Genomic DNA, 13,964 nt, shown 5'->3' with positions numbered 1-13,964 from the left:
TGGTTTACGATGCGGCCAGTTCCTTCCAGATCCGCCGCTGCTTCTTCGCCATGTCCTGGGGAGCGCGGGGCTCCCACAGCAGGCGCATGCCGGCCTCCTCGGGAGTCCGGTCCGCCTTGTAGGTGTTGCACCGTCCGCAGGCGGCGATGAGGTTGTCCCAGGTGTTGGGGCCGCCTCGGCTGCGGGGCCGGATGTGGTCGACGGTGCGGGCCCATCCGGCGCAGTACCCGCAGCGGTAGGCGTCGCGCCGCAGCACGGCGGGCAGGGTGGCCCGGCTGCCGTCGGTGACCGTCACGCTGTGCTCGAGGTAGACGTAGCGCCGCAGTCGGATGGTCTCCGGCAGTGCCAGCTCCAGGCTCTTCGAGCGAATGGGGAAGTGCGGGTCCCGATCCACCACCGACTCGGCGGCACCGCTGATGAGCAGCACCACGGCGCGCTCGGCGCGGATCTCGGTCAGCGCCTCGTAGGAGGCGTTGAGGAGCAGCACTCCCGTGTGTATCCAGTTGTCGACGGTTATCGCCGGCGGGTCGTCGGCGTGACGGAACAGCATGGGTGTCACCATGATTCGTGAAAAGGAAGGAATGGACGAGAGGAAGTGGCGGGTCAGGCCCGCGCGGCGAGGCGGCCGATATTCCGGCCCAGCCGTTCGAGCTTGTCCATATCACTGCCGTGCTGCGAGTACTCCGGATGCAAAGCCGCCTCCTCCTTCCCTGGGTCGCCGACCGTTCGGTCGGGATGATCGTCGAAACTCATGGTGGCACAACGGACCTGCCGTTGTCGTGAGGATTTTGTCGTGCGGATTTCCACCCCCGCCGTACCTCTACAACGGTGGAGTGGCCGGATTTGTTTCACCGAAACCGATTACGGATTCGCAACGAGGCGAGTGCCACTGCCCGCGCACCCGCGCGCGAACGCCGAGCAGGGCGAATGTGTTGTAGATCACATCAGCGTGCCGAGGGCAATCCGGCGGCCCAGCGGGTACCGACTAGTTGGTAACTCATTCCCGGCCCTGGAGGAGAAGTCCGTGCTAGATGCCACCCTCGCCGATCCGCACACGCTGGTCGGGCGCACCTACCGGTTGCGCGACCACTACGAGGTCGGGCGCGAGCAGGTGCGCGGATTCGCCCGCGCGGTCCAGAACGATCATCCGGCCCACCTGTACGAGGACGTGGCCGCCGGCTACGGCTGCGCGACACTGCCCGCCCCGCCCACCTTCGCGGCCCTGCTCGGCGGCACGGTGCAGGCGGCCCTGGGGCAGTTGCTCGCCGACTGCGACCTCACCTCCACGGTGCAGACCGAGCAGACCTTCGACTTCCATCGGCCCATCCTGGTCGGCGACCGGCTCACCAGCCACATCGGACTGCTGTCGCGCCGCAAGGCATTCGGCGGGGATCTCATGGTGGTGGGCAACGAGGTCACCGACGCGCACGGCGGCGCCGTGCTGACCGCGACCACCGGACTGGTGGCGCGCGCGGACGGCGGGCCGGACGAGCGATTCGCCGCCATCGGCGAGAACGTCCTGCACCACGGCATGCTCGACGCCGAACCGCCCGCCTTCGACGAGGTCGCGGCGATCTCGCCCGTCCACCCCGCGCCCCGGCCGGTGACCGGCGGCCGCGACCTCGCCGCGGTGGCGGTCGGTGACCGGCTGCCGTCCCGCGTCTACCGGCTCACCCTGGGCGATCTGGTGCGCTACGCCGGGGTGGCCGGGGATCCCAACCCGATCCACTGGCATCCCGCCAGCGCCGAGGCGGTCGGCATGGGTCCCGGCGTCCTCGCGCACGGCATGCTCACCATGAGTCTGGGCGCCGGCTACCTCACCGCGTGGACCGGCGATCCGACCGCCCTGCGCCGTTATCGGGTGCGCCTGTCCACCCCGGTGCGGGTGCTGCCCGGTGCGGCCGGGGAAATCGAATTCGGCGGTCGGGTCAGCGAGATCGACACCGCGACCCGGACCGCCACCATCGCCCTCACCGCCACCCACGACGGCCGCCGGGTGTTCGGCGGGGCGACCGCCACCGTGGCGCTCGCCTGACGAAAGTACCTGCGGCACAGGCGGATCGGTCCGCGCAGTGAGCGGACCGGTTCGGTCGGGCGGGAGGTCGACGGTACAGGTCGTTCGCCCGCGCGGGGCGGCTCGCGCGATGGGTCGGCTACGTGTGGGCGACCTGTGCAGCTCGGTCGGCCACGCAGCTAGGTCGGCCGGGTTGGCTGGTCGGGCGGTCGGTCGGCCGCGCGGGGCGGTCAGTCGAGGGGGACCGCGACCACCGGGTCGGTGGTGGGTTGGTCGGAGCCGCCGGTGGGCTCCACCGAGAGCGCGAGCAGGTCGGCGTGGTCCAGCGGCACCACCGCCGGATCGTCCGCCGCGGGGAGGGCGTCGAGCACACCGGCCGAGACGGGTTGGCCGCCCTCGGGGATGAGCCACAGCTGATAGGTGTGGTTCGGCGGTGCGGCGGGCACCGCGTCGAAGGACACCGCGGCGGCGTCCAAGCGCGCCGAGGTGGTGACGACGATATCGCCGCCGCCGGTGACCGAGGCGCGCGTCTGCCGCGCATCCGGCTCGGCGAGCACCCGCTGCGCGGTCACCGCGCCCGAATCCCGCTGCTGCGCACGGTCGACAGCCAGGAACGCGCCGACCCCGATGGCGAGGATCAGCACCGCCGCGGCGGCCAGCCAGCGCACCGGCCAGGTCCGGGCCGCCGGTGCGGCGGCGGACAGTTGGCGGTCCAGGGCGGCCTGGACGGACGCCTCGACATGGTCGGGCGCGGGATGCGCGTCGACCACGGTGAGCGCCGCGAGGGTCTCGCGGATATCGCGCACGGAGTCGCGGAAGGCGGTCGCCGCCGCGGCGTCGGCGGTGCGCACGCGCTCCTCCACCGCCGCGCGCTCCTCGTCGGAGAGCGCGTCGAGTGCGTACGGATAGGCGAGGTCGAGCAGATCGGTGTCGGGTGAGCGGTCAGGCATCGGTCACCGATCCTGTCAAACAGCTGCGCAGGCGGCGCAATCCGTCACGAATGCGAGTCTTCACCGTGGACAACGGGATACCGAGATCATCGGCCACCTCCGGATAGGTCCGGCCGCCGTAGTAGGCGAGCGCCACCGTTTCCCGCTGGATATCGGTGAGGGTGGCCAGGCAGTCGAGCACGGCGCGCTCCTCGGATCGCTGCGTCACCGTCTCGGCGACGATATCGTGATCTCGGCCCAGATGCCGCTGGCCGTAAGCGAAATCGCGGTGTCCGCGCGAGTATTCGGTGCGGGCGCGATCCACCGCGCGCCGATGAGTGAGCATCATGAGCCAGCCGATCGGACTGGCCAGCCGCTGATCGTACTGGTCGGCGGAGTTCCACACGTACAGGTACACCTCCTGGGTGACCTCCTCGGCGGCCGGGGGACGACGCAGAATCCGCAGCGCCAGACCATACACGCGGTCGTGAGTCGAGCGGTAAAAGGCCGTGAAGGCGTCCCGATCGCCTGCGGCGACACCCCGCAACAGCGCCGCCAGGCGGCGCATCTGCTCCGGGTCCGGCGTCGGCCGGACAGCCGGGCAACTCTCGGACCGCTCGACCCGGTTGTGGCCGGTATCAGCGGAGAGGGTGCGGCCTTCATCGGCCATATGCGGTGTCTTCCTGGTCGGATAGCTCGCCGGTACGGGTACCTCGCAGCCTAGCGGCCGGTGCCGCGGCACGCCGGATATTCTCGCGCACCGCGGTTCCCCGGCGAATCCACCGGCTCGGACGACCGCCGAACGCACGCTCGCGGCCGCCCGAGGAATGGAGCGGACCCGCTAGAGCGGCATCGGGCCGGAAGAGCCGCTGGAGGCCCACCACCAGGCCGCGTTCACGCGGGCGATGATCAGATTGACGACATCGAGAACGGTACTGCCCATGGAGCTTTCCTCTGCTGGGGAACGACTGACGCCGCGCAGCCTACCCACTCCGGAGACACGAATCCCCCGGTCGACCGAGATCGACCGGGGGGATGCGCGCGGATGGTCCGCGATTACGCGCCGAACTTGGCGTTGTACTCCTTGGCCTCGCGGCGGCGGCGGTGCAGGATCGGCTCGGTGTAGCCGTTGGGCTGCTTGGTGCCCTCGAGCACGAGTTCCTTGGCGGCCTGGAAGGCGATGCTGGAGGCGAAGTCCGGGGCCATCGGGCGGTAGCTCGGATCACCGGCGTTCTGGCGGTCGACGACCGGGGCCATGCGCTCGAGGGAGGCGATGACCTCGTCCTCGGACACGACACCGTGGCGCAGCCAGTTGGCCATGAGCTGGGAGGAGATGCGCAGGGTGGCGCGGTCCTCCATGAGGCCGACGTCCTTGATGTCGGGCACCTTGGAGCAGCCGACGCCCTGGTCGATCCAGCGGACCACGTAGCCGAGGATGCCCTGGGAGTTGTTGTCGAGTTCCTGCTGCTTGTCCTCGGCCGACCAGGTGGTGTCGGCGGCGAGGGGGATCTCCAGGATCTGATCGACGCTGGCACGCGCGCCGCCCTTGGCGATCTCGGCCTGCCGCTTGAACACGTCCACCAGGTGGTAGTGGGTGGCGTGCAGGGTGGCGGCGGTGGGGGAGGGCACCCAGGCGGTGTTCGCACCGGCCTTGGGATGGCCGACCTTCTGGACGAGCATGTCCGCCATCAGGTCCGGCATGGCCCACATGCCCTTGCCGATCTGCGCCTTACCGGGCAGGCCGGTGGCGATACCGGTGTCGACATTGAAGTCCTCGTAGGACAGGATCCACTGCTGGCCCTTCATCTCGGCCTTGCGGACCATCGGCCCGGCCTCCATGGAGGTGTGGATCTCGTCGCCGGTACGGTCGAGGAAGCCGGTGTTGATGAAGACCACGCGGTCCTTGGCGGCGTGGATGCACGCCTTCAGGTTCACCGTGGTGCGCCGCTCCTCGTCCATGATGCCGACCTTGAGGGTGTTGGCGGGCAGACCCACCACCTGTTCGATCCGGCCGAACAGCTCGTTGGTGAACGCGACCTCGTCGGGGCCGTGCATCTTCGGCTTCACGATGTAGATGGAGCCGGTGCGGGTGTTCTTCAGCTTGGTGTCGCCATCCAGCGCGTGCTTGGCGATCAGCACGGTGAGCAGGCCGTCCATGATGCCCTCGGGCACCTCGTTGCCGTCGGCGTCGAGGATGGCGTCGGAGGTCATGAGGTGGCCGACATTGCGCACGAACAGCAGCGAGCGGCCGTGCAGCACCAGCTCCGAGCCGTCGAGGGCGGTGTAGACGCGGTCGGGGTTCATGGTGCGGGTGAAGGTCTTGCCGCCCTTGCTGACCTCTTCGGCCAGATCACCCTTCATCAGGCCGAGCCAATTGTGGTAGCAGAGCACCTTGTCCTCGGCGTCCACCGCGGCGACGGAGTCCTCGAAGTCCATGATGGTGGTGACCGCGGACTCCAGCACCACGTCCTTGACACCGGCGGTGTCGGTGGAGCCGATCGGCGACGACGGATCGATCTGGATCTCGATGTGCAAGCCGTTGTGCTTCAGCAGGATCGAGGTCGGGTTCGCCGGATCGCCCAGGTAGCCGACCAGCGCCGAGGGGTCGGCCAGGCCGATGTCGGTGCCGTCCTCGAGGCCCACGACGAGTTCGCCGTCCTCGATGGAGTACTTGGTGGAGCCGACGTGGGAGCCGGTGATCAGCGGCACCGCGTCGTCGAGGAAGTTGCGGGCCCATTCGATGACCTTGTCGCCCCGGACCTTGTTGTAGCCGGTGCCCTTCTCCGCGCCGTTCTCCTCGGAGATGGCGTCGGTGCCGTACAGGGCGTCATACAGCGAGCCCCAGCGCGCGTTCGCGGCGTTGATGGCGAAGCGGGCGTTCATCACCGGGACCACGAGCTGCGGGCCCGCGGTGGTGGCGATTTCGGCGTCCACGTTCTCGGTGCCGATCTGGAAATCGGCCGGTTCGGGACGCAGGTAGCCGATCTCGGTGAGGAACTGCTTGTAGGCAGCCTTGTCGTAGCCGGTGCCGGGGTGAGCACGGTGCCACTCGTCGATCTTGGCCTGGATGTCGTCGCGTTCCGCGAGCAGAGCACGGTTACGGGGAGCGAGGTCGTTGATGACGGCCTCGGCACCCGACCAGAACGCGGCGGAATCTACGCCGGTGCCGGGAAGGGCCTCGTTCTCCACGAAATCGTGGAGCACCTTGGCAACCTGGAGCCCGCCGACCTGAATCCGCTCTGTCATCTAATGCCTCATTTCGAGAAGCCGGGTGGAAAAAGTACGCCCGTCATGTTACTCGCGGGTATGTGGCGGGCGGCGGCGGCCCGCACTTCCGGATGCGCCGCCGGTCTTGATTGTATCGGCCGGTACATTTAATGTACTGAGCGGAACATTTCTGTCGTTCCCGGACGTGAAGGTGTCGGTGCATGGGAAAATCCCTGTCGGAGAAGGTCGTTGTGGTCACCGGCGGCAGCCGCGGGCTGGGCCGGGAGATGGTGCACGCCTTCGCCGACGCCGGAGCCCACGTGGTGATCGCCAGCCGCAAACTCGACGCGTGTGCTGCCCTGGCCGCCGAGATCCGCGCGAAATACGGCGTGCGGGCGCTGCCGGTGGCCTGCAATGTCGGCGTCTGGGAGCAATGCGACACCCTGGTCGAGGCTGTGTACGCGGAATACGGCACGGTCGACGTGTTGGTCAACAACGCGGGCATGTCCCTGCTGTACCCGAGTCTGGACCAGGTCACCGAGGCCATGTTCGACAAGGTGATCGCCACCAACCTCAAGGGTGCGTTCCGGCTGTCCGCGCTCATCGGTCCGCGCATGGCGGCCGCGGGTGGCGGCTCGATCGTCAATATCTCCTCCATCGAGGCCGCGAAACCCGAACCCCTCGCGGTGCCCTACGCGGCGGCCAAGGCCGGACTGGAGGCACTCACCGGCGGGCTGGCGCAGACCTACGGCCCGGCGGTGCGGGTCAACACCATTCGCTGCGGGGCCTTCGACACCGATATCGCCAAGGCGTGGCCGCAGGAGATGCGCGATCACCTCGCCCAGCACAACGCGCTCGGGCGGATCGGCGTCCCGGCCGATATCGTCGGGGCCGCACTGTTCTTCGCCTCCGACGCGTCGGCCTTCTGCACCGGGGCGACGTTGGCCCTCGACGGCGGCTGGCGATGACCGCGGCACCGGCGCGGCGGCGCGGACGGCCACCCGCCTCGGCGGCGAACCCGGGGGATACCCGGGAGCGGATCATGCGCGCGGCCATGGAACTGTTCGCGGAGAAGGGGTTTCACGCCACCGGCGTCGGCGAGATCGGCGACCGGGCCGGGATCCAGCGCGGCGCGCTGTACTACCACATCGGGTCCAAGGAGGAGCTGCTCTTCCAGATCCGGCGCAACTACACCCAGCTCATGCTGGACGCCGCCGCGGCCGTCGCCGAGCGTGACGCCGCACCGATCGACAAGCTGCGCACCCTGATTCGCGACCACGTCCGGCTGATCATCGAACACCAGCACGAGGTCACCATCGCCCTGCGCGACGCCGGGGCGCTCACCGCCGAACGCGAGGCCGACCTGCAGCAATTGCGCGAGGCCATTCAGGGCTGCTGGCAGCGGGTCTTCGACGAGGGCCACCGCGCCGGAGTGCTGGGCACCAACGATCACGCCGTCACCAACAGCGTGGTGGCCATGCTGAACATGGTCAGCCGCTGGTATCGCCCCGACGGTGCGCGCACCCCCGACGAGATCGCCGACATTCTCATCACCACCATCCTCGACGGTGTCGCGGCACCGGCCGCGAACAAGTGAAAGGCTGACCATGGCTTGGGATTTCGAGACCGACCCGGAGTACCAGCGGAAACTGGACTGGGTGGCCGATTTCGTGCGGAACGAGGTCGAGCCGCTCGACCTGCTGTACCCGGAACCCTACGACCGCACCAACCCCGAGATCCGGGCGCTGATGAAGCCGTTGCAGGAGAAGGTGAAAGCGCAGGGCCTGTGGGCCTGCCATCTCGGCCCGGAACTCGGCGGCCCCGGCTACGGCCAGCTCAAACTGGCCCTGCTCAACGAGGTCATCGGCACCTCCAAGTGGGCACCGCTGGTGTTCGGCTGTCAGGCACCGGATTCCGGCAATGCCGAAATCCTCGCTCATTTCGGTACCCCCGAACAGAAGGCGAGGTATCTGCAACCGTTGCTCGACGGTGAGATCGGTTCCTGCTATGTGATGACCGAACCCACCGGCGGCTCCGATCCGACGGCCTTCAAGACGCGCGCGGTGCGCGACGGCGACCACTGGGTCATCAACGGCGAGAAGTGGTTCAACTCCGCCGCCGAATTCGCCACCTTCCACATCGTCATGGTGGTCACCGATCCGGACGCCGAACCGCACCGGCGGCTGTCCATGTTCATCGTCCCCGCCGACACCCCCGGCCTGGAGATCGTGAAGAACTTCACGGTGCCCGGATTCAGCGAGAACGAGGGGCATCTGCGTTTCACCGATGTGCGGGTGCCCGCCGACGCGCTGCTCGGGACCGAGGGACTCGGCTTCATCGTGGCCCAGACCCGTCTCGGCGGCGGTCGCGTGCACCATGCCATGCGCACGGTCGCCATGGTGCGCAAGGCCTTCGACATGATGTGCGAGCGCGCCGTCTCCCGGCCCATGCGCAAGGGTGTGCTCGGCGGTCTGCAGATGACGCAGGAGAAGATCGCCGAAGCCTGGATCGAGATGGAGCAGTTCCGGCTGCTGGTGCTGCGCACCGCCTGGCGGATCGACTCCGAGCAGGACTACCGCAAGGTTCGCCACGATATCGCGGCCATCAAGGTGGCCATGCCCAAGGTCATGCACGATATCGCCCAGCGCGCCATGCACCTGCACGGTGCCATTGGCGTCAGCACCGATCTGCCGTTCGTGGACATGATGAACTACGCCCAGGTCATGGCCATCGCGGACGGCCCCACCGAGGTCCACAAGATCACCCTCGCCAAGGAGATCCTGAAGACCTACGAGCCCGGCGATCCGGTGTACCCGAGCGGCTACCGCCCGGCGCTGCGGGAGAAGGCGCGGGAACTGGTGGCGCAGCGGCTCGAACACACCGTCGGGAACCTGTGAGCGCATCCCGCTGACCGAACCCCGTCGACCGAAGTCCGCCGATCGAAGCCCGTCGACCGAACCCCGCCGACCGAAGCCCGCCGACGGGAACGGCTGGCGGACAAGGGTTCCCGTCGGCGGGACCGGTCACGCCACCGGTGCGTGCTCGGCGGTCCCGGTGATATTGCGGGCCATGCCGCCGAAGATCACCGCGTGGAACGGGGCGATGGACCGCCAGTAGAGCTGTCCGGCGAACCCGTGCGGTTCGAAGACGGCGCGCTGCCGGTACACCGCACCGCCGCCGGCCCCCGGTGCGACCGACAGCTCCAGCCAGGCGCGACCGGGCACCCGCATCTCGGCGCGCAGTCGCAACAGCCGCGGACGCTCGATGTGCTCGACCCGCCACCAGTCCAGGGCCTCGCCGGGGCGCAGCCGATGCGGGTCGCGACGGCCGCGGCGCAGCCCCACCCCGCCCGCGAGCCGGTCGATCCAGCCGCGCAGCGACCACGCCAGCGGGAACGAATACCATCCGTTCTCGCCGCCGATCGCCTCGATCACCGCCCAGACCCGGTCGGGGTCGGCGGTGGTGGCGAGTTCGCGCACATCCGTGTACACGGTGCCGCCGGACCACTCCGGATCGGTGGGTAGCGGATCGGACGGCGCACCGGCATCCGACCAGCGGGTGGGCACGTCGAGATCCTTGATGCGGGCCAGCGCCAGTTCGACGGCACGGCGATAGCCGGTCGAGCCCTCCGGCGGCGGGGGGATGTGCTCGTCGATGGCGGTGTCACGGCACACCACGTCATTGATCAGCGACTCCATCAGCGGGACGGCGATGGAGCGGGGTACCGGGGTCACCAGATTCACCCACAGCGCCGACAGCCACGGTGTCAGCACCGGTACCGGCACGATGACCCGGCGCGTGAGTCCGGCGACGGCGGCGTAGCCGTGCATCATGTCCACGTAGGTCAGCACATCGGGACCGCCGATATCGAACGCGCCCGACACCGAGTCCGGCAGTTCCGCGGCGGCCACCAGATAGTGCAGGACATCGCGGACCGCGATGGGTTGGATGCGGTTGCGGGCCCAGCGCGGGGTCACCATGACCGGCAGCCGCTCGGTGAGATACCGCAGCATCTCGAAACTGGCCGAACCCGATCCGATGATTACCCCGGCGCGCAGCACCAGCGCCGGCGTCGACCCGGCCAGCAGAATATCGCCGACCTCGGCGCGGGAGCGCAGATGCCGTGACAGCCGCTGACCATCCGGGGTGATGCCGCCGAGATAGACGATGCGCCGCAGCCCGGCCCGGCCCGCCCCGTCCGCGGCGAGTTCGGCGGCGCGCCGATCCACCTCCTCGAAATCGGTGCGGTTGAGCGAATGGATCAGGTAGTAGAGGACGTCCTGGCCCGCGAGCGCGCCGTCCACCGCCTCGGCATCGGTGACATCACCGGTGCGCACCTCCACCCGATCCCGCCACGGCACCTCGGCGAGCTTCTCCGGACTGCGGACCAGCAGCCGCACGCTGTGGCCCCGGCGCAGCAGTTCCGGCACCAGTCGGCCGCCGATGTATCCGGTCGCCCCGAAGATCACACAGCGCACGCGCTCACCTCTTCCGGTCGGTCGTACTCCGCACGGTCGGTTGTTTCCGCTCAGGTGTGCACCGTCAGGTGTTCAGCTGCCAGACGGCCAGATTCAGCGCCGCCGCGAAGACGGTCCACAGCAGATAGGGTATGAGCACACCGGCCGCCCACCGCTGGTGGCGCGCGAACAGCACGATGGTGGCGACGATGGCGGCCAGCAGGACCAGGATCTCCGCGAAGGCCACCCCGCGCCATTCGGCCGCGAAGAACAGCGGCGTCCACAGCGCGTTCAGGATCAGCTGCACCACGAAGACGCCGAGGGCGACGCGCACCCGCTGCCACGGCTCCGCGCGCCACACCAGCCACGCCGCGATCGCCATGAGCGAATAGAGCAGCGTCCACGCCGGGCCGAACAGCCACGAGGGCGGTGCCCAGGCCGGTTGTTCCAGGGCTTCGTACTTGTCGGCGGTCGAGACCGCCGACAGATTCCCGACCGCGGCCGCCGCGGCGACCAGCAGCGCGATCACCGCCAGCCCGGCCACCTGCGCGCCGGTGCCGTAGTGCGCCGGTCCGGATCGACGGACGGTCGAATCACTCGTCCCCGCTCGGCTGTTCATGATCACTCCGTTCTGTCACCGCTCCTAACGGCGGCTTCCCTCGGTGTGGTGGTCGAAACCTGGGCGGTGTGCGCGTCCGGGCGGCTCGGCCACCAGATGCGCGCACCGATCAGCCGGAACAACGCCGGAATGACAACGGTGCGCACCACGAAGGTGTCGAGCACGATGCCGATGCCGACGACGATGCCGAGCTGGGTCAGGGTGATCAGCGGCAGTACCCCGAGCACGGTGAACACCGCCGCCAGCACGATGCCCGCGCTGGTGATGACCGCGCCGGTGGCCGAGACCGCGCGCACCATGGCGCGGGTGGTGCCGTACTCCGGCGTCTCCTCGCGGGCCCGGGTGACCAGGAAGATGGTGTAGTCGACGCCGAGCGCCACCAGGAACAGGAAAGCGAACAGCGGCACGTTCGTATCCAGCGCCGGGAAACCGAAGACGTGGGTACCGAGCCAGCTGCCCAGGCCCAGGGCGGCCAGCGCGCTCAGTACCGTCACCGCGACCAGCAGCAGGGCGGCCGGGACGGCGCGCAGCAGGGCGAGCAGGATCAGCAGCACCACGACCAGGATGAGCGGGATGACGACGAGCCGGTCACGTCCCGCCGTCCTACTCGTGTCCAGGGCCTCGGCGTCGCTGCCGCCGACCAGCGCCTGCGCGTCGGGGATGTCGGCGAGCCTGTCGCGCAGCGTGCGGACGAGTTCGGCCGAGCGGTCCGAGGCGGGCGGCGCGTCGAGCACCACCGACCAGCGGGTCAGGCCGGTCGGCGCGGTGCCGGTCGGGGTCGCCCGCACCACGCCGGGGGTCCCGGTCAGCGCCTCGCCGACGGCCGTGTCGGCCTCGGAGCGGGCCACCACCACGGTGGGGTCCGACGCACCCGCGGGGAAATGCCGGGCGAGAGTGTCGAATCCGTCGACGGATTCCGCGCGCACCCGGAACTGCTCGGTCTGCGCGAGGCCGACATCGACGGTGAACAGCCCCGCCACGCAGACCGCGAGCAGCGCCGTGGTCGCCGCCAGCACCGGCAGCGGCCGGTCGGTGACGCGGGTGGCGAGGGTGTGCCACGCGCCCCGTTCGGCGAGATCGGTGCCGTCGGGTCGAGGGACGAAGGGCCAGAACACCCGCCGCCCGCACAGGGCCAGCGCGGGCGGCAGCCCGACGAGGACGAAGGCCAGCGCCACCAGCAGTCCGGCCGCGGCCAGCGCACCCAGGCTGCGGGTGCTGGGCGCGGCGGCCACCAGCAGGACGATCAGGGCGGTCACGACGGTCAGATTGCTGGCCAGGATGGCGGGTCCGGCACGGCCGACGGCCCGCCGCAGTGCTGCGCGGTGGTCGGGCTCACGGCGTAGTTCGTCGCGGTAGCGGGAGACCAGCAGCAGTGCGTAGTTGGTGCCCGCGCCGAACACCAGCACGCTGGTGATGCCGGAGGTGGAGCCGTCGAAGGTGAGCCCGGTCCAGCGGGCCAGGCCGGTGGCGACGCTGATCGCGACCCGGTCGGCGAGTCCGATCACCAGCAGCGGAACCAGCCACAGCACGGGGGAGCGGTAGGTGAGGATGAGCAGCACGGCGACCACGCTCGCGGTCACCGCCAGCAGCGTGGTGTTCGCGCCCGCGAAGGAGTCGGAGATGTCGGCGGCGAAGGCGGGGCCGCCGGTGACCTCGAGGACCAGGTCGTCGGGCAGTCCGGCGCGGGCGTCCTGGCGCAGCCGATCGACGCGGTCGGAGAGCTCCGTGCCGCTCAGGTCGGCGGGCACCGGGATCGAGGCGAGAACGGCCGCGCCGTCGGGGGCGGGGACGAGCGCATCGGCCGGGGGAGCGCCGGAGGCGGTCGCACGAGCCACCGCGTCGGCCGCGGCGGCCCGATCGGACTCGGTCAGCGCGCCGCCGTCGGCGCGGGTCACCACGGCGATGGCGGCGGCGGTGTCCGCATCCGGGAACTGCTCCAGTGCCCGGTCCGCGCGGGCGGATTCCGCGCTCGCGGGCAGTGACCGCGGGGCGCTGCCCGCCGTGTCGTTCTCGCCGATGCCCGCCATGAGCGCTCCGCCGACGGCGATGAGCAGTATCGGCAACAGCCATGACCGGCGTGCCGTGACCAGTGTCGAGTAGCGATCCCAGATACCCACTCGACCAAATATCTCAGATTCTTAATTATTAAGCAATCGAGAGAACTGGTGAGCGGTTTAGGCTGACTCCGTGAGTGAGAGCGATTCGACCGCCATCCCGCGCGGATCGGCCGCGGCGGAGGACCGTGCGGCGCTGGAGACGGAGATCGGTGCGGACCTGCGCGCCCTGACCGCCGTGTCCGAGCAGCTGGGCCATGCCTTCGCGCGATCGGAGAGCTTGCGCCCCAACGACTTCCGGGCGCTGTTGCACGTCGCCACCGCCGAATTCGCCGATCGCCCGCTCACCCCCGGCCAGCTCGGGAAGCTCATGGGCATGTCCTCACCCGCGGTCACCTACCTGGTGGAGCGGCTGAGTGAATCCGGCTATCTGCGCCGCGCCGACGACCCGAGTGACCGGCGCCGAGTGATCCTGCACCACGACGACTCCGGCCGCGCGGCCGCCGAGAACTTCTTCCTGCCGCTCGGCCAGCGCACCCGCGCGGCCATGGCCGAGTTCTCCGACGCCGACCTGCACGCCACCCACCGCGTGCTCACCGCCGTCATCCACGCTCTGCGTGCGCATTTCGACGCCGTGACCGATCCGGCGGCCCGGTGAACAGCGCCCGGACACCGGCAAGCGAC

13 protein-coding genes are annotated in these 13,964 nt (G+C 69.6%); 5 read left to right on the top strand and 8 right to left on the bottom strand.

All coding sequences use genetic code 11. The features are described 5' to 3' along the window. Positions 1 to 4: 4 nt before the first annotated feature. Positions 5 to 550, bottom strand: a complete 546-nt coding sequence (locus tag QJS31_RS24100; protein WP_280356609.1) for an HNH endonuclease — start codon at positions 548 to 550, stop codon at positions 5 to 7. A gap of 53 nt (positions 551 to 603) precedes the next feature. Further along, the gene (locus tag QJS31_RS24095) at positions 604 to 753 is read right to left on the bottom strand and encodes a hypothetical protein (RefSeq protein WP_282781221.1); all 150 of its coding nucleotides are present in this window, start codon (positions 751 to 753) and stop codon (positions 604 to 606) included. Between the two features lie 271 nt (positions 754 to 1,024). Here QJS31_RS24095 and QJS31_RS24090 point away from each other — a divergent pair, with 271 nt between their 5' ends. Further along, positions 1,025 to 2,035 (top strand): fused (3R)-hydroxyacyl-ACP dehydratase subunits HadA/HadB, encoded by a 1,011-nt coding sequence (locus QJS31_RS24090; protein ID WP_282781223.1) that lies wholly within the window; start codon positions 1,025 to 1,027, stop codon positions 2,033 to 2,035. A gap of 209 nt (positions 2,036 to 2,244) precedes the next feature. On the opposite strand, the gene QJS31_RS24085 is transcribed toward QJS31_RS24090, so the two are convergent. The 3 genes from QJS31_RS24085 to QJS31_RS24075 all read right to left on the bottom strand — a co-directional run bounded on the left by QJS31_RS24085 (position 2,245) and on the right by QJS31_RS24075 (position 6,189). After that, a complete protein-coding gene (locus QJS31_RS24085) occupies positions 2,245 to 2,964 on the bottom strand; it encodes an anti-sigma factor (RefSeq protein WP_306357759.1) in 720 nt (239 codons plus the stop codon). Beyond that, a complete protein-coding gene (sigK, locus tag QJS31_RS24080) occupies positions 2,957 to 3,613 on the bottom strand; it encodes an ECF RNA polymerase sigma factor SigK (protein WP_282781227.1) in 657 nt (218 codons plus the stop codon). The genes QJS31_RS24085 and sigK overlap by 8 nt, the downstream gene beginning before the upstream one ends. 386 nt (positions 3,614 to 3,999) lie before the next feature. Beyond that, positions 4,000 to 6,189, bottom strand: coding sequence for a malate synthase G (locus QJS31_RS24075; protein WP_282781229.1), 2,190 nt, complete (start codon positions 6,187 to 6,189; stop codon positions 4,000 to 4,002). Between the two features lie 182 nt (positions 6,190 to 6,371). Here QJS31_RS24075 and QJS31_RS24070 point away from each other — a divergent pair, with 182 nt between their 5' ends. The 3 genes from QJS31_RS24070 to QJS31_RS24060 are packed head-to-tail and all read left to right on the top strand — an operon-like array spanning position 6,372 to position 9,047. Then, positions 6,372 to 7,118 carry an SDR family NAD(P)-dependent oxidoreductase gene (locus QJS31_RS24070; RefSeq protein ID WP_306357758.1) on the top strand — a complete coding sequence of 249 codons (747 nt, stop codon included), beginning with the start codon at positions 6,372 to 6,374 and terminating at the stop codon, positions 7,116 to 7,118. Beyond that, complete coding sequence (locus QJS31_RS24065) at positions 7,115 to 7,747, top strand: TetR/AcrR family transcriptional regulator (RefSeq protein ID WP_306357757.1); 633 nt, start codon at positions 7,115 to 7,117, stop codon at positions 7,745 to 7,747. Before QJS31_RS24070 ends, QJS31_RS24065 begins: the two co-directional genes overlap by 4 nt. 10 nt (positions 7,748 to 7,757) lie before the next feature. Beyond that, positions 7,758 to 9,047, top strand: a complete 1,290-nt coding sequence (locus tag QJS31_RS24060; RefSeq protein WP_039813352.1) for an acyl-CoA dehydrogenase family protein — start codon at positions 7,758 to 7,760, stop codon at positions 9,045 to 9,047. Positions 9,048 to 9,173: 126 nt separating this feature from the next. On the opposite strand, the gene QJS31_RS24055 is transcribed toward QJS31_RS24060, so the two are convergent. The 3 genes from QJS31_RS24055 to QJS31_RS24045 form a co-directional block, all read right to left on the bottom strand. Next, entirely contained in the window at positions 9,174 to 10,628 is a 1,455-nt protein-coding gene (locus QJS31_RS24055; protein WP_306357756.1) for an SDR family oxidoreductase, read from the bottom strand. Between the two features lie 64 nt (positions 10,629 to 10,692). Beyond that, positions 10,693 to 11,226, bottom strand: a complete 534-nt coding sequence (locus tag QJS31_RS24050; RefSeq protein ID WP_306357755.1) for a TspO/MBR family protein — start codon at positions 11,224 to 11,226, stop codon at positions 10,693 to 10,695. 2 nt (positions 11,227 to 11,228) lie between these two features. After that, positions 11,229 to 13,253, bottom strand: coding sequence for an MMPL family transporter (locus tag QJS31_RS24045; protein ID WP_372341636.1), 2,025 nt, complete (start codon positions 13,251 to 13,253; stop codon positions 11,229 to 11,231). A 160-nt stretch (positions 13,254 to 13,413) separates the two neighbouring features. Between QJS31_RS24045 and QJS31_RS24040 the strand changes: the two genes are divergently transcribed. Beyond that, a complete protein-coding gene (locus QJS31_RS24040) occupies positions 13,414 to 13,938 on the top strand; it encodes a MarR family winged helix-turn-helix transcriptional regulator (protein WP_282781512.1) in 525 nt (174 codons plus the stop codon). Positions 13,939 to 13,964 lie beyond the last annotated feature (26 nt).

The organism is Nocardia sp. CC213A (assembly GCF_030766805.1).
In the GTDB taxonomy this organism is placed as follows: domain Bacteria; phylum Actinomycetota; class Actinomycetes; order Mycobacteriales; family Mycobacteriaceae; genus Nocardia; species Nocardia otitidiscaviarum.
Note: the sequence above shows the minus strand (reverse complement) of the source record. Positions and strands in the feature narration are given on the sequence as shown.

What these genes read in the sequence shown, in the direction of transcription:
- QJS31_RS24100 (WP_280356609.1), bottom strand. Translation starts at nt 550, where the DNA reads ATGCTGTTCCGTCACGCCGACGACCCGCCGGCGATAACCGTCGACAAC.
- QJS31_RS24095 (WP_282781221.1), bottom strand. Translation starts at nt 753, where the DNA reads ATGAGTTTCGACGATCATCCCGACCGAACGGTCGGCGACCCAGGGAAG.
- QJS31_RS24085 (WP_306357759.1), bottom strand. Translation starts at nt 2,964, where the DNA reads ATGCCTGACCGCTCACCCGACACCGATCTGCTCGACCTCGCCTATCCG.
- sigK (WP_282781227.1), bottom strand. Translation starts at nt 3,613, where the DNA reads ATGGCCGATGAAGGCCGCACCCTCTCCGCTGATACCGGCCACAACCGG.
- QJS31_RS24075 (WP_282781229.1), bottom strand. Translation starts at nt 6,189, where the DNA reads ATGACAGAGCGGATTCAGGTCGGCGGGCTCCAGGTTGCCAAGGTGCTC.
- QJS31_RS24070 (WP_306357758.1), top strand. Translation starts at nt 6,372, where the DNA reads ATGGGAAAATCCCTGTCGGAGAAGGTCGTTGTGGTCACCGGCGGCAGC.
- QJS31_RS24065 (WP_306357757.1), top strand. Translation starts at nt 7,115, where the DNA reads ATGACCGCGGCACCGGCGCGGCGGCGCGGACGGCCACCCGCCTCGGCG.
- QJS31_RS24060 (WP_039813352.1), top strand. Translation starts at nt 7,758, where the DNA reads ATGGCTTGGGATTTCGAGACCGACCCGGAGTACCAGCGGAAACTGGAC.
- QJS31_RS24050 (WP_306357755.1), bottom strand. Translation starts at nt 11,226, where the DNA reads ATGAACAGCCGAGCGGGGACGAGTGATTCGACCGTCCGTCGATCCGGA.
- QJS31_RS24045 (WP_372341636.1), bottom strand. Translation starts at nt 13,253, where the DNA reads ATGGCGGGCATCGGCGAGAACGACACGGCGGGCAGCGCCCCGCGGTCA.